The 18,260-nt window shown below is 71.3% G+C and carries 15 protein-coding genes; 8 read left to right on the forward strand and 7 right to left on the reverse strand.

What is annotated here, in order from left to right; translation table 11 throughout:
- The first annotated feature begins 32 nt into the window (after positions 1-32).
- The 5 genes from ABZS42_RS17165 to ABZS42_RS17185 all read left to right on the forward strand — a co-directional run bounded on the left by ABZS42_RS17165 (position 33) and on the right by ABZS42_RS17185 (position 4,076).
- Positions 33-536, forward strand: a complete 504-nt coding sequence (locus ABZS42_RS17165) for a hypothetical protein (protein WP_355146243.1) — start codon at positions 33-35, stop codon at positions 534-536.
- A gap of 165 nt (positions 537-701) precedes the next feature.
- On the forward strand, positions 702-1,619 hold the full coding sequence (gene pdxS, locus ABZS42_RS17170; protein WP_355146245.1) for a pyridoxal 5'-phosphate synthase lyase subunit PdxS: 918 nt from the start codon (positions 702-704) through the stop codon (positions 1,617-1,619).
- A 67-nt stretch (positions 1,620-1,686) separates the two neighbouring features.
- Positions 1,687-2,295 (forward strand): pyridoxal 5'-phosphate synthase glutaminase subunit PdxT, encoded by a 609-nt coding sequence (pdxT, locus tag ABZS42_RS17175; RefSeq protein WP_355146247.1) that lies wholly within the window; start codon positions 1,687-1,689, stop codon positions 2,293-2,295.
- Positions 2,296-2,704: 409 nt separating this feature from the next.
- Positions 2,705-3,454 carry a YebC/PmpR family DNA-binding transcriptional regulator gene (locus ABZS42_RS17180; RefSeq protein WP_355146249.1) on the forward strand — a complete coding sequence of 250 codons (750 nt, stop codon included), beginning with the start codon at positions 2,705-2,707 and terminating at the stop codon, positions 3,452-3,454.
- 7 nt (positions 3,455-3,461) lie between these two features.
- Positions 3,462-4,076, forward strand: a complete 615-nt coding sequence (locus ABZS42_RS17185) for a DUF402 domain-containing protein (RefSeq protein WP_355146251.1) — start codon at positions 3,462-3,464, stop codon at positions 4,074-4,076.
- 70 nt (positions 4,077-4,146) lie between these two features.
- On the opposite strand, the gene ABZS42_RS17190 is transcribed toward ABZS42_RS17185, so the two are convergent.
- The 6 genes from ABZS42_RS17190 to ABZS42_RS17215 all read right to left on the reverse strand — a co-directional run bounded on the left by ABZS42_RS17190 (position 4,147) and on the right by ABZS42_RS17215 (position 9,785).
- Entirely contained in the window at positions 4,147-5,208 is a 1,062-nt protein-coding gene (locus ABZS42_RS17190) for an ABC transporter permease (protein WP_355146253.1), read from the reverse strand.
- An 89-nt stretch (positions 5,209-5,297) separates the two neighbouring features.
- A complete protein-coding gene (locus ABZS42_RS17195) occupies positions 5,298-6,191 on the reverse strand; it encodes an ATP-binding cassette domain-containing protein (protein WP_355146255.1) in 894 nt (297 codons plus the stop codon).
- An 81-nt stretch (positions 6,192-6,272) separates the two neighbouring features.
- Positions 6,273-6,992 (reverse strand): response regulator transcription factor, encoded by a 720-nt coding sequence (locus ABZS42_RS17200; protein ID WP_355146285.1) that lies wholly within the window; start codon positions 6,990-6,992, stop codon positions 6,273-6,275.
- A gap of 32 nt (positions 6,993-7,024) precedes the next feature.
- A complete protein-coding gene (locus tag ABZS42_RS17205) occupies positions 7,025-8,308 on the reverse strand; it encodes a sensor histidine kinase (protein WP_355146257.1) in 1,284 nt (427 codons plus the stop codon).
- A gap of 191 nt (positions 8,309-8,499) precedes the next feature.
- Positions 8,500-9,447 carry a permease prefix domain 1-containing protein gene (locus ABZS42_RS17210; protein WP_355146259.1) on the reverse strand — a complete coding sequence of 316 codons (948 nt, stop codon included), beginning with the start codon at positions 9,445-9,447 and terminating at the stop codon, positions 8,500-8,502.
- Positions 9,444-9,785, reverse strand: a complete 342-nt coding sequence (locus ABZS42_RS17215) for a PadR family transcriptional regulator (RefSeq protein WP_355146261.1) — start codon at positions 9,783-9,785, stop codon at positions 9,444-9,446. The genes ABZS42_RS17210 and ABZS42_RS17215 overlap by 4 nt, the downstream gene beginning before the upstream one ends.
- 240 nt (positions 9,786-10,025) lie before the next feature.
- Here ABZS42_RS17215 and dnaE point away from each other — a divergent pair, with 240 nt between their 5' ends.
- On the forward strand, positions 10,026-13,559 hold the full coding sequence (dnaE, locus tag ABZS42_RS17220; RefSeq protein WP_355146263.1) for a DNA polymerase III subunit alpha: 3,534 nt from the start codon (positions 10,026-10,028) through the stop codon (positions 13,557-13,559).
- Positions 13,560-13,766: 207 nt separating this feature from the next.
- On the opposite strand, the gene ABZS42_RS17225 is transcribed toward dnaE, so the two are convergent.
- Positions 13,767-15,005 carry a DUF418 domain-containing protein gene (locus tag ABZS42_RS17225; protein ID WP_355146265.1) on the reverse strand — a complete coding sequence of 413 codons (1,239 nt, stop codon included), beginning with the start codon at positions 15,003-15,005 and terminating at the stop codon, positions 13,767-13,769.
- Positions 15,006-15,152: 147 nt separating this feature from the next.
- Here ABZS42_RS17225 and ABZS42_RS17230 point away from each other — a divergent pair, with 147 nt between their 5' ends.
- Positions 15,153-15,911 carry a TetR/AcrR family transcriptional regulator gene (locus ABZS42_RS17230; protein WP_355146267.1) on the forward strand — a complete coding sequence of 253 codons (759 nt, stop codon included), beginning with the start codon at positions 15,153-15,155 and terminating at the stop codon, positions 15,909-15,911.
- A 345-nt stretch (positions 15,912-16,256) separates the two neighbouring features.
- Complete coding sequence (locus ABZS42_RS17235) at positions 16,257-17,297, forward strand: aminotransferase class V-fold PLP-dependent enzyme (protein ID WP_355146269.1); 1,041 nt, start codon at positions 16,257-16,259, stop codon at positions 17,295-17,297.
- Positions 17,298-18,260: the final 963 nt, after the last annotated feature.

Raw genomic sequence — 18,260 nt, forward strand, 5'->3', positions numbered from 1 at the left:
GCCCGGCGGGACGGGAACGGAGCAGCACTACGATGCCGGGCATGTGGTGGGCGGTGGGCGCGATCGTGGTCGTCGGGCTCGTCTCGACGTACCTCGTCTGGACCGCCGGCCGGGTCGAACGGCTGCACGCCCGGGCACAGCTGGCGGCCCGGGCCCTCGATGCCCACCTGTTGCGCCGGGCGGCGGCCGCCGCCGTGCTGGCCGAGCGGCGGTACGGCGTCGAGCTGTACGCGGCCGCGCGCATCGCGCTCGACGCGCACCCGGAGGAGCGGGAGGCCGCCGAGAACGACCTGACCCGCCAGCTGCGCCTGGTGCAGCTCGACCCGAGCGACCCGGACTGTGAGGCGGTGGTCGCCGCCAGCCGACGCCTGGCGCTGGCGCGGCAGGTGCACACCGATCTGGTGCGCGATGCACGGGCGGTGCGTGGGCGCACCTTGGTGCGCCTGTTGCGGATGGGACGCGGCCGGGAGTGGCCCCGGTACTTCGACATCGACGACCCGACGCTGACCGTTCCGGCGGACGTCCCCACCGGCTGAGCCGCCGGACCCACCCCGCACGAACGGACGTTCACCCCGAACATCCGCCGGTGATGGCTGCCACAGTGCAGGCCACCAGGGGTCTGATTGGCTGTCGGAGCGGCGTTGTGCTCGGCGTAGCCTTTCCGCTGTCACCCCCCGAGCCCGTCCGAGGAGCGATAACTCGTGCCTGAAACCACCGCCCCGAACACCAGCGGCAGCCCCGTCGTCGGCACCGCCCGCGTCAAGCGTGGCATGGCCGAGATGCTCAAGGGCGGCGTGATCATGGACGTGGTCGACGCCGAACAGGCCAAGATCGCCGAGGACGCGGGAGCCGTCGCGGTGATGGCGCTCGAGCGGGTGCCCGCGGACATCCGCGCCCAGGGCGGCGTGGCCCGCATGAGCGATCCCGACATGATCGAGGGGATCATCAACGCCGTCTCGATCCCGGTCATGGCCAAGGCCCGCATCGGTCACTTCGTGGAGGCGCAGATCCTCCAGGCGCTCGGCGTCGACTACGTCGACGAGTCCGAGGTGCTGACCCCGGCCGACTACACCAACCACATCGACAAGTGGTCCTTCACCGTCCCCTTCGTGTGCGGCGCGACCAACCTGGGTGAGGCGCTGCGCCGGATCACCGAGGGCGCGGCGATGATCCGCTCCAAGGGCGAGGCGGGCACCGGTGACGTCTCCAACGCGACGACCCACATGCGGAAGATCCGCCAGGAGATCCGTCGGCTGAGCTCGCTGCCCGCCGACGAGCTGTACGTGGCGACCAAGGAGCTCCAGGCGCCGTACGAGCTGGTCAAGGAGGTCGCCGAGACCGGGAAGCTGCCGGTGGTGCTCTTCACCGCCGGCGGGATCGCCACCCCGGCCGACGCCGCGATGATGATGCAGTTGGGCGCCGAGGGTGTCTTCGTCGGCTCGGGCATCTTCAAGTCCGGCAACCCGGCCCAGCGGGCCGCCGCGATCGTCAAGGCGACGACCTTCCACGACGACCCCGACGTGCTGGCCAAGGTCTCCCGAGGCCTCGGCGAGGCGATGGTCGGCATCAACGTCGACGAGATCCCGCAGCCGCACCGCCTGGCCGAGCGCGGCTGGTGACGGCAGGAGGAGACCCCTCGCCTGTGCGGGGGGTCTTCCGCACACGGACTTCGGAAGGAGCGGTGCGATGAGCGGGACACCCGTCATCGGTGTGCTCGCCCTTCAGGGCGACGTACGCGAACACGTGGCGGCGTTGGCCGCGGCGGGCGCACAGGCCGTACCGGTACGTCGTACGCAGGAGTTGGACGCAGTCGACGGTCTGGTCATCCCGGGCGGGGAGTCGACCACGATGAGCCGGCTGGCCGACGTGTTCGAGCTGCGCGAGCCGATCGACAAGCGGATCGCCGGTGGGATGCCCGTCTACGGTTCCTGCGCCGGGATGATCATGCTCGCCACCGAGGTGCTGGACGGCCGTCCCGACCAGCGCGGGTTCGACGGCATCTCGATGACCGTCCGGCGCAACGCCTTCGGCCGGCAGGTCGACTCGTTCGAGGCGCCGGTGACGATCACCGGCATCGTGGGCGAACCGTTCCACGCGGTGTTCATCCGGGCGCCCTGGGTCGAGCGGGTCGGCGAGGGCGTGGAGGTGCTCGGTCAGGTCACCGACGGTCCGTCGGCCGGGCGGGTCGTCGCGGTACGGCAGGGCAACCTGCTGGCCACCTCGTTCCACCCCGAGCTGACCGGCGACGTGCGGCTGCACCGCTACTTCGTCGACCTGGTGCGCGCCGCCGCCTGACCGGCGGCATCTCCGGGTGGCGGCCTCGCCGGCCTCGGGGCTGATCAACTCGGGTTCCATGATGTCGGGGTATCCCGTGCGCCTGGACACCGCGATTTCAAGGAGCCCGAGTCGATCACCACGGAAGCCGGGTGGACCCCGGACGTCACGGCGCGTCCTCCCCGCCGGGCATGGATCCCGGCCGCCGGATGTTGTGCTTTCCGTGCCCCCGACGGCCTAACGCCGCCAGCCGGTGATGACCGGGTGTGACATGGTGGGGCCCGGGCTCGGTAGGATTGCCGCCGTTCGGCAGGGCCATCCGCCCGCGTGGCGTCTCCCGCGGGAGCCGACCGGCCGCCGGATCGCCGAATGCGGCACTTGATCGGCGTGGCAGTCGACGCAGGCGTGGAACGACACACGGAGGTAGCAGATGTCCGGCCACTCAAAGTGGGCGACCACCAAGCACAAGAAGGCCGTCATCGACGCCAAGCGCGGCAAGATGTTCGCCAAGCTGATCAAGAACGTCGAGGTGGCGGCCCGGACCGGCGGCGGTGACCCCGCCGGCAACCCGACCCTCTACGACGCCATCCAGAAGGCGAAGAAGAACTCGGTCCCCAACGACAACATCGACCGCGCGGTGAAGCGCGGCTCCGGCCTGGAGGCCGGCGGCGCCGACTACCAGACGATCATGTACGAGGGCTACGGCCCGAACGGTGTCGCGCTGCTGATCGAGTGCCTGACCGACAACCGCAACCGCGCGGCCACCGAGGTGCGCACCGCGCTGACCCGCAACGGCGGCTCGTTCGCCGACGCCGGCTCGGTGTCTTACATGTTCTCCCGCAAGGGCGTCGTGATCGTCCCGAAGGCGGGGACCACCGAGGACGACGTGATGATGGCCGTCCTGGACGCCGGCGCGGAGGAGGTCAACGACCTTGACGAGGCGTTCGAGGTGGTCTCCGAGCCGACCGACCTGATCGCGGTCCGCACCGCCCTGCAGGACGCCGGCATCGAGTACGAGTCGGCCGAGTCCTCGCTGATCCCGAGCGTCAACGTCCCGCTCGACGAGGAGGGCGCTCGCAAGATCTTCAAGCTGATCGACGTGCTGGAGGACTGCGACGACGTGCAGAACGTCTACGCGAACTTCGACGTGAGCGACGAGATCATGGCGGCGGTCGGCTGAGCCGGCCGTGACAGCGCAGCGATTCGCGCCGGGCGACCTGGTCGTCCGGCGCGAAGTGCTTCTCGGCGAGGTCTGGTTCGCCGTCCCGACGATCTGCGTCGAGGACACACCGGAACTGCTCGCCCTCTACCTGCCGCCCGGGGCTGAGTTCGGGTTCCCCGAGTCGGGGACGTTCCCAGCCGGCCGGCACCCGTGGCAGACTGCCGGCCATCGGGCCTGGACCGGGCACGGCAAGTTGATGCTGCAGCGGCCCGGCGAGGCGCACTCGGTCGACGTCTTCTGGTCGGGGCCGGAGCGCGCCTTCGCCGGCTGGTACTTCAACCTCCAGGACCCGTTGCGGCGTACCCCCATTGGAGTGGACACTCTCGACCACGAGCTGGACCTGTGGTGGGGCGCGGACGCCGACCGGTACGTCTGGAAGGACGTGGAGTTGTTCGCGCAGCGCCTCGTCGAGGGGCGCTACCTGGGAATGGCCGAGGCGATCCGCGCCGAGGGCGACCGGATCGCCGCGCTGCTGGACGCCGGGCGACGCTGGTGGGACGAGGGGTGGGCGGCGTGGACGCCCGAGGCGTCCTGGCCGGTGCCCCGCCTGCCCGCCGGGTGGGAGACCGTCCCCCGCTGAGCCGCCGGGTCGCCGACCCGGTGGCCCGCACACCACCACATCGGCAACCCGCAGGTGATCTCCACCGGAGTCAGCTCGCGTTCTCCCGGGCCCGCCAGGCCGTCCGGATCGAGGTGCGACCGTTGGTGCGCAGCAGTGCGCCCTGGTACACCCGGGCTCCGGCGAGCAGGAACGCGAGGGCCGTGACCAGCAGCAGGACCAGCGCGGCCACCGGTTCCCAGACGGCGGCATCCCCGTTGAACAGCCGCAGCGGCATGGCTGTCGGCGCGGAGAACGGCAGGTAGGACAGGATCCGCATGGCGGTCGTGTTGTCGTTCAGAAAGATCACCGCGAAGAACGGCAGCATCACCGCGAACTGCACCGGCGTGGAGACTCCGCCGATGTCCTCCAGACGGTTGACCAGTGCCCCGGCCGCCGCCCACATGGCCGCCACCAACACGAAACCCACGACGAAGAACGGTACGAACCAGCCGATCGCGGGACCCAGCAGCGGAAGCAGGCCCCCGCTGTCTCCGAAGGCCATGCCGACGACCGCGACGAGGGCGACCAGCACGATCTGCCCGAGCGCCAGCACCGTGCCGGCGATCATCTTGCCGGCCAGCAACGCCCGGACCGGCACCGCGGCCGCCAGGATCTCCACGATCCGGGTCTGCTTCTCCTCGATGATGCTCTGCGCGATCTGCACACCGAAGACCTGCGACGTGATGTAGAAGATGAACGCGAAGACGAACGGCACCAGGAAGGCCGCCACCGGATCCAGGGCGTCGGGGTCCAGCAGCCGCACCTGCGGTTGGGTGCTGAGCGCGGCCACCACGTCGTCGGGGGCCTCGTCCATGGCGAGCACGGCCGGGCCGGCGACGACTGCCGCGTCCACGTCTCCGTCGCGGACGGCCTGCTCGGCGGCGCGGTCGTCGGGCACCGTGCGCACCTCCAGCCCGGCGGAGCGCAGCGGACCGGCCTGCTGCTCGGCGACGGCCACCGTGGACGGCCCGCCGGAGAGCAATGGCGGCAGGATGGTCGCCGCGGCGGCGATGAGCAGGAAGAACAGGGTGCTGAACAGGAACGTCTTGTCGCGTAGCTTGACCCGGATCTCGCGTCCGGCCACCAGGCGGGCGGCCTGCACGGTGGTCACCGAAGCCTTTTCAGCCTCCCCTTGCGGTCCGGCGGCCGGCACGGTCGGGCGCGCCGCACGCGCGCCGCGCGGTTCAGACTGCACGGTGTTCACTGGGTGACCTCTCGGAAGATCTCGGTGAGGGAGGGGCTGACCGGCCGGAATGCGCGTACCGGGCCGCGCGCCAAAGCCGCGTGCAGCACCGGCTGCTCGTCGGCGCCGGCCGTCAGGTCGAAGACGGCGCGGGCGCCGTCCAGGTCGACCAGGGTCACGCCGGGCTGGTCGCGCAGCCAGCCGGCGTCGGTCTCCACGACCAGTTCGAAGCGGGGCGAGGTGTACGTCTTGCGCAGCTGCTCGCGGTCACCTGCCGCCCGGATCGCCCCGTCCGCGATGATCACGAGGTCGTCGCAGAGCCGTTCGACCACGTCGAGCTGGTGACTGGAGAAGAGCACCGGCGCGCCGGCCGCGGCGCGTTCCCGCAGCACGCCGACGACCGTGTCGACGGCCAGCGGGTCGAGGCCGGAGAACGGCTCGTCGAGCACCAGCACCTCGGGGTCGTGCACCAGCGCGGCGGCGATCTGCGCACGTTGCTGGTTGCCGAGCGAGAGCGTCTCCAGCAGGTCGCCGCCGCGCTCGGCGAGGCCCACCCGCTCCAGCAGCGCCGCCGTGGCCCGCGTGGCCGCGGCGGCGGTCATGCCGTGCAGGCGGCCCAGGTAGACGACCTGTTCCCGGACGCTCATCTTGGGGTAGAGGCCACGTTCCTCCGGCATGTAGCCGAAGCGCCGCCGTACCTGCGGGCTCAGCGGGGCCCCCTGCCAGGTCACCCGGCCGGCGTCGGCGGCGAGCACCCCGAGGATGATCCGCATGGTGGTGGTCTTGCCGGCGCCGTTGCCGCCGACGAACCCGGTCATCCGACCGGCCACCACGTCGAAGGACACGTTCTTGAGTGCCTGCCGGTCGCCGAAGCTGCGGTCGACGCCGTCGAGGCGAAGCACACTGGTCACAGCCGTCACGCTAGTTCGGCGGCCGCCCGCCGCCGTCCGTCGGCGGGCGGATTCCCGGCGTCCGCCTGACGGCGGAGGCGGTCACGCGCCGGGGCGAACCACCCCGTGCTCGTACGCGAAGACCACCGCCTGCACGCGGTCGCGCAGGCCGAGCTTCGCGAGCACCCGGCTCACGTGCGTCTTCACCGTCGCCTCGCCGAGGTGCAGGTGGGCGGCGATCTCCGCATTGCTGGCGCCCCGAGCGACCAGATCCAGCACCTCCCGCTCGCGTGGGGTGAGCTCGTCCAGCCCCGGCGGGCCTCCCGCCGCGCCGCCGGTCGCCGACGTCCCGGCGGTGCCGGGCCGGGTGAAGGTGGCGATCACCCGCCGGGTGATCTCGGGAGCGAGCAGGCCGTCGCCACGGGCCACCACCCGGATCGCCTCGATCAGCGACTCCGGGGTGCCGTTCTTGAGCAAGAACCCGCTCGCCCCGGCGCGCAGCGCGGAGAAGAGGTAGTCGTCCCGGTCGAACGTGGTGAGGATCAGCACCGCCGGCCCGTCCGCGTCACCCGGCGCGGTGATCCGGCGGGTCGCCTCCAAGCCGTCCACACCGGGCATCTCCACGTCCATCAGCACCACGTCCGGGTGCAGCGCTCGGGTCATGCTCACCGCGCGTTCGCCGTCGGCCGCCTCGCCGACGACCTCGATGTCGTCCTCCACCTCGAGGATGACCCGGAAGCCGGTCCGGACCAGATGCTGGTCGTCGGCGACCAGCACCCGGATCGGCTGCTGCACGCCGGGCAGGCCGGCGACACCACTCATACCGGAAACCCCGCTCATACCGGTCCCGCTGCTCATACCGGCTCCGCCACGGTCACCGCGATCGGGAAGCGGGCGCGTACCCGCCAACCGCCGCCGGCGCGTCCGCCGGCCTCCAGCACGCCGCCGTGCGTGCCGACCCGCTCGCGCATGCCGACCAGACCCAGCCCGTCCGGATTGGCGGGGCGGGCGGGCCGCCCGTCGTCGGTCACGTCGACCTCCACCTCCTTGGCCAGGTACCGTAGCCGCACGTCCAGCACGCGGGCTCCGGTGGCGTGCTTGAGCACGTTGGTGACGGCCTCCTGGACGACCCGGTGGATCGCCTGCGACACCGACTCCGGCAGCGGCACCGCCTCCCCGTACACCGCGAAGGTCGCCCGCAGCCCGGCGTCGCGGGCCCGCTCCACCACCGTGGCGACCTGGTCCACACCGGAGGGCGCCTCGACGCGCTCCGGGGCGCCCTCGCTCGCGCGCAGCACACCGAGCATCCGGCGCAGCTCGTCGACGGCCGTACGGGCGGTCTCCTCGATCGCGGTCAGCGCGGTCCGGGCCTTGGTCGCGTCCCGGTCGAAGACCCGGCGCGCGGCCGCTGCCTGCACGCCCATCACCGACACATGGTGGGCGACCACGTCGTGCAGTTCGCGGGCGATGCGTACCCGCTCACCGATCACGGCCCGCCCGCGCGCCTCGGCCTGTGAGCGGCGAAGTTCCTCGGCCTGTTCGGCCAGTTCGTGCTGCCGGCGGGCGGCCAGCCACGCGGTCTCCCCGAAGAAGTACGCGAAGCCGAAGTAGAGCCCGTTGACCAGGACCCCGGTCACCAGGGCGGCGAGCACCGGGGGTACCGGCCCGACCGCCTGGGCGAACGCGTCGGGCGGAATGCTGCCGACGGCGACCGCGTAGTAGAGGCCGAGCCAGGCGAACATGGTGCCGATCACGCCGACCCGCAGCCGCCGGGACAGCCCGCGGTCCGGCCCCCAGGCGCCGAGCGAGTAGATCGCGGCGAAGAGCGCCCACGAGGAGAGCTGCGCCTCCGGGGCGGAACGCGCCTGGGCGGCGATGAACATGACCGCGACGACGACGAGCACGCCGGCGGGGTGGCGCCGCCGCCAGATCAGTGGCAGCGGCACCGCCACGGTCCAGAGGAGCTGTTCCGGCATCGAGGGCGGCGGCCCCAGCAGGAACGCCCCGGTGCTGCGGGTCAGCGTGAGGCTGAACAGCGCCAACGCCGTGAGGGTGAGGCCCGCGTACAGGTCGAGCCGCCGCTGTTCCGGGGTGGGGCCGGGCCGGCGCCAGCCCTCGTCGGGGGTGGGGGTGGTCACCTGGCCAAGCATGTCATCCCGGCGGCCTTCGTCGCGTGGCGGTTTTCCTGGGGCGGTGCCGGCCGTCGGCCGCGCCGTCTGGGCGGTCCTCGCCGCGGCCACCGTCGGGACCCGGCGCGCCCCCGACCGGGGCTGGACGCGCCGCGGCCCGGCACCTCGGTGAGGGCCGGGCCGCGACGTGCCGAGCCGCGTCAGTGTCGTCCGCGGTACGCCTTGATCGAACTGTCGATGACGTCCCAGGCGGTGATCAGGACCGTGCCGACGATGACGAACGTGGCGACGTTGTTCAGGTTCTCCTCGCGGGAGAGCCACTCCCACCGGTTCACGAAGTCCGGGTTGAACAGCCGGTCGGTCGAGATCAGCCAGATCACCGGGACGGCGAACGCGAGGTCCAGCGCGGCGTTGACCCCGACCAGCGGCCACGTCCAGCGGCCGGCGCGGAACTTGGCGAGCTCAAGGCCGATGGTGGCGACCAGCACCGCCATCAGGAAGGGCAGCCAGAAACTCCACAGTGCCGGGTCGAGGATCGGCAGGTTGCCGCCGCCGTTGCCGGATACGAACGAGTGGAAGTGCTGGAGCGGCAGGTACGCGATGACCAGCACCAGCCACCCGATGGCGGCGACCGTGTCGACCGGCTTGATCTGCCGATTGACGTAGTCCTCCTGGAGCTGATCGACGGTCCACGCCGGCAGGTTGAGCGAGGTGTTGGTGCGCTCCAGCACCGCGAAGACCAGGGTGACCCAGAAGCCGATCTGGACCACGGTCTGGATCGCGGTGCCGATCCCCGCGCCGATCGCGTCATCCGCGTTCCCGTCGGTCGCCTCCACCAGGCCGACGATGACGCCGACCAGCGCCGGGATGAAGCTGAGCAGCAGCTTCATCAGCCGCTCCCAGGCCAGGTAGTAGGTCGGGCCGATGAGCTGGAGACGCCGGTCGGCGTAGCGGGCCGCGAGCCGCGCCGGGTTGCCCAGCTCGGTGAGCACCTCGCGCTCGGCGGCCTCGGCGTCGCGACCGTCGGCGCGCCGGCCGTCGATCATGTCCTCGATGGAGCCGCGCAGCTCGGTCGCGATCTCCTCGCGCCGGGCGGCCGGCACCGCCCGCAGGGTGGCGGCGAGGTAGCGGTCGGTCAGGGAGGTCATCGTCCTACTCCTTCGATCAGCCCGGTGAGAGAGGTCTGTACGGCGGCGAGGTCGTCGATCAGCCGGCGGAGCACCGACTCGCCTTCGTCACTGGTGCGGTAGAACTTGCGCGGTCGGCTCTCCTCGGTGTTCCACTCGCTGGTCAGCAGCCCCTGCTCCTCGAGTCGGCGCAGCAGCGGGTAGAGGGTGTTGGCGTCCACCGGGAAGCCGTGCCCGGTGAGCCGTTGCAGCAGCGCGTAGCCGTAGTCGGGGTGGCGCAGGGCGATCAGGCTCGCCACCACGACCGTGCCCCGGCGTAGCTCTTGGAGGTGGGTCCGTAGCACTTCGTCACTGCCCATGCGTCACACGATACTGTGTGGCACACACTAATGTCCACCCGCACATCGTCGTGTGGCCGACAACGATGTGCGTCAGGCGATGCTGTGGCCGTTCACCCGCTGTCGATGCCGACCCGCACGGCGCGACGAGACGCGTGCCACGAGCGGCGGCGCGGACGGTGGAGCCGCGGAGTTGACCTCGGTAGGGTGGTCCCCGGTCGGTTCCCGACCGCCAAGATCCACAGCTGGGGGGCGCCTCGCATGGGCGATTCGTTCGCGCATCTGCACGTACACACCGAGTACTCGATGCTCGACGGAGCGGCCCGGCTCAAGGACCTGTTCGCCGAGGTCAGCCGCCAGGAAATGCCCGCGGTGGCGATGACCGACCACGGCAACATGCACGGCGCCAACGACTTCTACAAGCAGGCGATGGCCGCCGGGGTGAAGCCGATCCTCGGCGTCGAGGCGTACGTCGCGCCGGAGTCGCGCTTCCACAAGCAGCGGGTCAAGTGGGGCCGCCCCGAGCAGAAGAGCGACGACGTCTCCGGTAACGGCGCGATCACCCACATGACCATGTGGGCGCAGAACAAGACGGGGCTGCACAACCTCTTCAAGCTCAACTCGCGCGCGTCCATGGAGGGCCACTACATCAAGTGGCCCCGGATGGACATGGAGCTGATCGCCGAGTACGCCGAAGGGATCATGGCCACCACCGGCTGCCCCTCCGGCGCCGTGCAGACCCGGCTGCGGCTCGGGCAGTTCGACGAGGCGCTCAAGGTCGCCGGGGCGTACCAGGACATCTTCGGCAAGGAGAACTACTACCTGGAGCTGATGGACCACGGCCTGGACATCGAGAAGCGGGTCCGCGACGGGCTGATCGAACTCGGCCGGAAGCTCGACATCCCGCCGGTGATCACCAACGACTCGCACTACACCCGCGAAGACCAGGCCGAGGCGCACGACGTACTGCTGTGCGTGCAGACCGCCAGCAACATCGCCGACCCCAACCGGTTCCGCCTCGAGGGCGGCGGCTACTACATCAAGTCCGCCGACCAGATGCGCGCGGTCAACTCCTCCGAGCTCTGGCTGGAGGGCTGCCGCAACACCCTGCTGGTGGCCGAGAAGGTCGACCCGGCGGGCATGTTCGAATTCCACAACCTGATGCCGCGCTTCCCCGTGCCGGACGGGGAGACCGAGGAGTCCTGGTTCCGCAAGGAGACCTTCGCCGGCCTGCACCGCCGCTACCCGAACGGCATCCCCGAGGGGCACGTCAAGCAGGCCGAGTACGAGCTGGGCGTCATCGTCCAGATGGGCTTCCCGTCGTACTTCCTCGTGGTCGCCGACTTCATCCAGTGGGCGAAGAACCAGGGCATCGCGGTCGGCCCCGGCCGAGGCTCGGCCGCCGGCTCGCTGGTGGCGTACGCGCTGGGCATCACCGACCTGGACCCGATCCCACACGGGCTGATCTTCGAGCGGTTCCTCAACCCCGAGCGCGTCTCGATGCCGGATGTCGACATCGACTTCGACGAGCGCCGGCGCGGTGAGGTCATCAAGTACGTCACCGACAAGTGGGGCGAGGACAAGGTCGCGCAGATCGCCACCTTCGGCACCATCAAGGCGAAGGCCGCGATCAAGGACTCGGCCCGGGTGCTCGGCTTCCCGTACGCGGTCGGCGACCGGATCACCAAGGCGATGCCCCCGGCGGTGATGGGCAAGGACATCCCGCTCACCGGCATCTTCGACCCGAAGCACCCCCGGTACGCCGAGGCCGGTGAGATCCGCGGTCTCTACGAGTCCGACCCGGACGTCAAGAAGGTCATCGACACGGCGAAGGGCATCGAGGGGCTGATCCGGCAGACCGGCGTGCACGCGGCCGGCGTGATCATGTCCGCCGAGCCGATCATCGATCACATCCCGCTGATGCGCCGGGACGCCGACGGGGCGATCATCACCCAGTTCGACTACCCGACCTGCGAGTCGCTCGGGTTGTTGAAGATGGACTTCCTCGGCCTGCGCAACCTGACGATCATCGACGACGCGGTCAAGAACATCGAGCTCAACCACGGCAAGAAGCTGGACCTGCTGACCCTGCCGCTGGACGACAAGATCGCCTATGAGTTGCTGGCCCGGGGCGACACCCTGGGCGTGTTCCAGCTCGACGGCGGGCCGCTGCGGTCACTGCTGCGGATGATGAAGCCGGACAACTTCGAGGACATCTCGGCGGTCATCGCGCTCTACCGGCCCGGCCCGATGGGCGCCGACTCGCACACCAACTACGCGCTGCGCAAGAACGGCCTCCAGGAGGTCACCCCGATCCACCCGGAGCTGGAGGAGCCGCTGCGGGAGATCCTCGCTCCCACCTACGGCCTCATCGTCTACCAGGAGCAGGTGCAGCGCGCCGCGCAGATCCTCGCCGGCTACAGCCTCGGCCAGGCCGACCTGCTGCGCCGGGCGATGGGTAAGAAGAAGAAGGAGATCCTCGACAAGGAGTTCGTGCCGTTCCGCGACGGCTGCCGCGCGCGCGGCTACTCCGACGAGGCGATCCAGGCGGTGTGGGACGTGCTCGTCCCGTTCGCCGGCTACGCGTTCAACAAGGCGCACTCCGCCGCGTACGGCCTGGTCTCCTACTGGACGGCGTACCTCAAGGCGCACTACCCGGCCGAGTACATGGCGGGGCTGCTGACCAGCGTCGGCGACGACAAGGACAAGATGGCGCTCTATCTGTCCGAGTGTCGCCGGATGCGGATCCAGGTGCTGCCGCCCGACGTGAACACCTCCGCCGGACCGTTCACCCCGGTCGGCAAGGACATCCGCTTCGGCCTGGCGGCGGTACGCAACGTCGGCGCGAACGTGGTCGCCTCGATCATGCGGTGCCGGGACGAGAAGGGCGCGTACACCGACTTCTACGACTTCCTGTCGAAGGTCGAGGCGGTGGTCTGCAACAAGAAGACCATCGAATCGCTGATCAAGGCCGGCGCGTTCGACTCCCTGGGACACAGCCGTAAGGGGCTGCTCCAGGTGCACGCGGACGCCATCGACGCGTACGCCGACGTCAAGCGCAAGGAGGCCACCGGCCAGTACGACCTGTTCGGGGCGGGCTTCGGCGACGTGGAGACGACCGCCAGCGCCACGGTCATGCCCGTCATCAGCGAGAGCGAGTGGGACAAGCGCGACAAGCTCGCCTTCGAACGGGAGATGCTCGGCCTCTACGTCTCCGACCACCCCCTGTTCGGCCTGGAGCACATCCTCAACGCGGCGGCGGACACCACGATCGCCGCGCTCGCCGAGGAGGGCGCGGTGCCCGACGGGGCGGTCGTCACCCTCGCCGGGATCCTCTCCGGCGTGCAGCGCCGGGTCACCAAGCAGGGTCGGGCGTGGGCCTCGGCCACCCTGGAGGACCTCGCGGGTGGGGTGGAGGCGCTCTTCTTCCCGAACACGTACGAGGTGATCGGTCAGTACATCGCCGAGGACGCCATCGTGGTGGTCAAGGGCCGGGTGGACCGGCGCGACGACACGCCGCGCATCATGGCGATGGACATGTCGATGCCGGACGTCAGCGCCAGCGCGGCCAACAAGCCCGTCACCCTCACCATCCCGGTGACCCGGTGCACCCCGCCCCTGGTCGAGCGGCTCAAGGAGACGCTGGTGCTGCACCCCGGCGACGCCGAGGTGCACGTCAAGCTCCTCAACGGCAGCAAGACCACCACGCTACGGCTCGGCCCGTTCCGGGTGGCGGCCACGACCGCCCTGATGGCGGACCTGAAGAGCGTCCTCGGCCCGGCCAACGTGAGCTGACCGCGGGTCGGTGCTCATGCGCGCCCGCGTCGCGCCTGCGCCCGCGTGCGGCCATGATCGTGCTGGATCCAGGAAGTAGTGGCCTCGCCGTCGTGGCGAGGCCACTACTTCCACGTTCCAGCGTGATCTCACCCGGTCGGCCCGGGGTCCGCGGTCCGGGGTCGGCGGTCCAGGGCTGCTGGCGGAGTGGTCACACCCACGGCGACCTCAGGCCGTTGTGCCGCCCTGCCGGCCGTAGGCCAGTCGGCGGAGCAGGACCTCGGCCGGTCCGCGCCGGGCCCGTTGGTGCATCAGGTACGCGCCGACCAGCGTGCCCAGCCAGACGAGCAGCGCACCGCAGGCCGCGACGAACGTGGGGCTGCCCAGCCGATCGCCGAGCGCGAGGGCGTACGGGGACGCCAGCACCAGCCAGGCGACGGACTGCACCAGGTAGCCGCTGAGTGAGCGCCGGCCCAGCGCGGAGAGGGCGGTGACGAACACTTGCCGCCGTGAGATCGCCGGCCGGGTGGACACCCGGAGCGCGAGCAGGCCGAAGAGGCAGCCGTAGCCGATGCCGCCGAAGAATCCGGCCGTCTCGTACAGCATCTTCACGTACCCGGCAGTGTCGGCGTCGACGTGCAGGAAGCCACCGGCGAGCAGGCCCATCGGCAGGCCGCCCAGGACGGCGACGGTCAGCCCGATGGCGGCGCCGCGGCGCAGCAGGCGGCGGTGCTTCGCCGGCTCGTCGAGCAGCCGGCGCCGGGCCGCCCAGGCGCCGATCCAGATGAACAGGATCATCGGGAGCATGCTGAGCACGGTGGCCGGCCATTCGCCCGCGCGGGCCGCCAGCGACGCGGCATAGCCGGTCTCCGTCACGGACCGGAACTCGCTCGTCGGCACACCGGCCGCGCCGCCGGCTCCGGCCGTCATGCCGTGCAGCACCAGCGCGGCGAGGGTGAGTACGTAGCCGGCGCCGAGGATCAGGTACGCGGGCGCGAGGCGGTGAACCCGGTCGCCGCGCCGGAGCAGGAGCACCGTGAACGCGATCCCGATCAGTCCGTACGCGCCGAGCACGTCACCGGAGTACAGCAGCACGCCGTGCGCCAGGCCGAAGGCGAACAGCCAGGCATTTCGGCGCAGCAGCAGCGTGCGGACCCGCCCCGGTGGGTGTCCGGCCTCGTCCTGGTGGCGGGCGAACTGGACGAGGCCGTAGCCGAACATCAGGGCGAACAGCGGCAGGGCGCGTGCGTGCACGAAGAGGAACAGGAAGACGTTCCAGAGCCGCTCTGCCCCGTGCGGCGTGGTGTCCACCCCCGGGGTGGAGGCCAGGAACACCCCCGTCGCGTTGGCCAGCGCGATGAGCAGCAGCATGGCCCCGCGGGCCAGGTCCGGCGCCAGGATCCGTTTCCCGCCCGAGACCGGCGGCGCCCCGCGCCCTCCGGTGCGCGCCTGCACGTCGACCGTCATTCGTCTCCCCCTCGCCCGCTGGAAGCACTAACCATACGATCGAAACTATATGACGTAAACAAAAGTGCGCCGACCCGTCGCTCCGGCCCGGCGCTGCGCGATGATGGAGACTGAGATCGGAAGCGGACGCGGAGGTGGCTGCCGGCCATGGGCGACGAGGTTCCCGTCGGGCTGGCCCGGCTGTGGCGACTGCCGACGGAGTCCCGCCTCGGCCGACCGGCCGCGTTGGACATCGACCGGGTCGTCCGGACCGCCGTGGCCCTGGCCGACCGCGACGGGCTCGCCGGCGTCACGCTGGCCAAGATCGCCAAGGAGTTGGACGTCACCTCGATGTCGCTCTACCGGTACGTCGGCTCCAAGGAGGAGTTGCTCGTGCTGATGGGCGACGAGGCCACCGGCCCCGCCCCGGACCTCCCGACCCGCTCCGACGACTGGCGGTCCGGCCTGCGCGCCTGGGCGTACGCCCTCCGTGCCGTGCACGCCAGGCACGCCTGGCTGTCCCACCTGCCAACCAGCGGCCCACCCAGCGGCCCGAACGCGATCAGCTGGATGGACGCCTGCCTGCGCGCGCTACGCGACACCGAACTGGACTGGGGCACGAAGGTCGGCATCCTGACCCTGCTCTCCGGATACGTGCGCAACGCCGCCCAACTCAGCGTCGACCTGGCCGAAGGGCGCCGGGACAGCGGCCTCGACCAGCCCCAGGTGGAGCAGGAGTACGGCCGGGCGCTGGCCGGCCTCGTCGACGGCGAGCGCTTTCCGGAGGTAGCCGCGCTCTTCACCTCCGGCCTGTTCGAGCAGCCGCCGCCCGACGACCCGGAACAGGCCGACTTCGACCTCGGTCTCGACCTGATCTTCGACGGCGTCGCCGCCGCGATCCGGGCCGCCGGAACCACCAACACCTGACCGCGCGCCCACCGCCCACCGCCCGCTGTCGGTCGCACCGTCGCACCCCCTGAGGGCGATATGCCTACGAGGCGATACCTCACAGTCATGAACATGCCTCTGAGGTATCAAGCTCGCGGCACCTTTCGCCGTGCGCCGTCGGTCGTGCGCGGTCGGTCGTGCGCCGTGCGCTGTCGGTCGTGCGCCGTGCGCCGTGCGCTGTCGGTCGTGCGCCGTGCGCTGTCGGTCGTGCGCCGTGCGCCGTGCGCGGTCGGTCGTGCGCGGAACGAGGTCCGCCGTTCGAGCGGGCCGCCGGCCGCGCATTGGCCGTCCACCTCAGCCGGTCCCGCGGCTAGTGTCGGCGACATGGACCTCGACACCGCCCAGAAGTTGTGGCGGCCGGAGCCCGGCTGGCTCAACACCGCCAGCTACGGGTTGCCGCCCGACTCGGCGTGGATCGCGTTGCAGGAAGCCCTCGCCGACTGGCGGGTGGGGCGTACCTCGTGGGAGGGGTGGGGCGAGTCCGTCGACCGGTCGCGCGTCGGCTTCGCCCGGCTGATCGGGGGCGTACCGGCGCGGGACGTGGCTATCGGCGCCAGCGCCTCCCAACTGCTCGCGCCGGTGGCGGCGGCGCTGCCCTCGGGAGCCACCGTGGTGGTGCCGGACGTGGAGTTCACCTCGAACCTCTTCCCCTGGCTCGTGCAGGCCGAGCGTGGCGTGCGGGTTCGCACCGTTCCCCTCGCGGGGCTGGTCGACGCGATCGACGCCGGCACCGACCTGGTCGCGTTCAGCCTCGTGCAGTCCGCCGACGGCACGATCGCCGCGTACGACGAGATCGTGGCGGCGGCCCGGGCGCACGGCGCGCTGGTCGTGGTGGACGCCACCCAGGCGGCCGGGTGGCTGCCCTTCGACGGCACCCGGGCCGACGTGGTGGTGGCCGCGGCGTACAAGTGGCTGATGGGGCCGCGCGGCGCGGCGCTGGCCTACCTGGCCCCGACGCTGCGCGAGCGACTGCGACCCGACGCCGCCGGCTGGTACGCGGGCGACGACCCGCACGCCTCCTACTACGGGCCGCCGCTGCGGCTGGCCGACGACGCCCGCCGGTTCGACATCTCCCCGGCCTGGTTCAGCTGGGTCGGTCTCGCGCCCGCGCTGGACCTGCTGCTCGACGTCGGCCTGCCGGCGATCCGGACGCACAACGTCGCGCTCGCCAACCGGTTGCTCACCGGGCTCGGCCGGCCGCCGGGGGAGAGCGCCATCGTGACCGTCGAGGTGCCGGACGCGCAGGAGAAGCTCACCCGGGCGGGCGTACGCGCCGCGGTGCGGGCCGGCCGGGTCCGCGCCTCGTTCCATCTCTACTCCACCGCGGACGATGTCGACATGGCGCTCAACGCGTTGCTCGGCTGAGCGGCTGCGAAAGTGGCAGGTCAAGGGCTCGACGAGGAACCCCGCGAGCCAACGCATGCGCTGCTTCGGCCGCTCGGGCAGGAGACGTCGTGGCCTCCGGGCTGCTCGATCGGGAGAAGCCCTGGCTGAGTTCCGCATGGGTGCGCGGGTGTCGAGGCGCGCGCCGAGCCAGGGGGTCACTGTCGCCGTCAGACCGTGCGCGCCACACTTGTGGGCGCGCATCGATAACGCCGAGTCGCTCGCGCAGGGCCTCGGATGGGGTCGCCCGAGGCCGCGATGTAGCGGGGAAGACTGGCCATGCGCCGCGCGCCGGGCCTGTGGGCTTCCGGGCTTGTGAGCCTTGCCGGTCGCGGGGCTGCTGTCGCAGGCCCGGCCGTTCAGCCGTACCGCGGTCGCTGCTGCGGCTGTGCTCACCACGGACCAGATCTCGGCGGTCGCCTGGCTGGTGACGGGTTTCCGGCTCAGCTCGGCTCGGCTCGGCTTGGGCTGTGGCGGGTGCCTGGCAGGCCGGGCTCCGCCCCTGTGCACCGCTCGGCTCGGCTTGAGCTGGGGGTGGGTGGGCCCGCCGGACCGGGGCCCGACTCGGCCCGGGTGCCGCTGCGCCGCACTGGGCGGCTGCACGGCACCGGGTTCCGGCGCGGCCCTGTGTGGGTGCGCCGCTGTGCTCGGCTCGCCCCAGACCCGGGCTTGGGCCCTGCCGGGTCTGGCATCGGCAGGGTTTGGACATGCCCGCCCCGGTCTGGCCGTCGGCCGGAGTGTAGCCATCGGCCTGGTCTGGACATCTGCCCGGTCTGGCCATCGGCCGGGGTGTGGGTATGCCGCCGGCCGGCACCCGTGGTGGGGGGCCGGCCGGCGGTTCGAGCTCGTGTGTGGTTGTCAGCTGTTCCAGTGCTGGGCGACGAGGTCGGCGGCCTGCTGTTCCCACTGGGCGTAGGCGTCCGGGTAGGCCGACACCTGCACGGT

Origin of the sequence: Micromonospora sp. NPDC005367, from assembly GCF_040606825.1 — a bacterium.
In the GTDB taxonomy this organism is placed as follows: Bacteria; Actinomycetota; Actinomycetes; order Mycobacteriales; family Micromonosporaceae; genus Micromonospora.

Excerpts from the sequence above, each read along its gene's own strand:
- ABZS42_RS17225 (WP_355146265.1), bottom strand. The coding sequence starts at position 15,005 with ATGACGGTCGACGTGCAGGCGCGCACCGGAGGGCGCGGGGCGCCGCCG.
- ABZS42_RS17210 (WP_355146259.1), bottom strand. The coding sequence starts at position 9,447 with ATGACCTCCCTGACCGACCGCTACCTCGCCGCCACCCTGCGGGCGGTG.
- ABZS42_RS17230 (WP_355146267.1), top strand. The coding sequence starts at position 15,153 with ATGGGCGACGAGGTTCCCGTCGGGCTGGCCCGGCTGTGGCGACTGCCG.
- ABZS42_RS17215 (WP_355146261.1), bottom strand. The coding sequence starts at position 9,785 with ATGGGCAGTGACGAAGTGCTACGGACCCACCTCCAAGAGCTACGCCGG.
- ABZS42_RS17200 (WP_355146285.1), bottom strand. The coding sequence starts at position 6,992 with ATGAGTGGTGTCGCCGGCCTGCCCGGCGTGCAGCAGCCGATCCGGGTG.
- dnaE (WP_355146263.1), top strand. The coding sequence starts at position 10,026 with ATGGGCGATTCGTTCGCGCATCTGCACGTACACACCGAGTACTCGATG.
- pdxT (WP_355146247.1), top strand. The coding sequence starts at position 1,687 with ATGAGCGGGACACCCGTCATCGGTGTGCTCGCCCTTCAGGGCGACGTA.
- ABZS42_RS17180 (WP_355146249.1), top strand. The coding sequence starts at position 2,705 with ATGTCCGGCCACTCAAAGTGGGCGACCACCAAGCACAAGAAGGCCGTC.
- ABZS42_RS17235 (WP_355146269.1), top strand. The coding sequence starts at position 16,257 with ATGGACCTCGACACCGCCCAGAAGTTGTGGCGGCCGGAGCCCGGCTGG.
- ABZS42_RS17165 (WP_355146243.1), top strand. The coding sequence starts at position 33 with ATGCCGGGCATGTGGTGGGCGGTGGGCGCGATCGTGGTCGTCGGGCTC.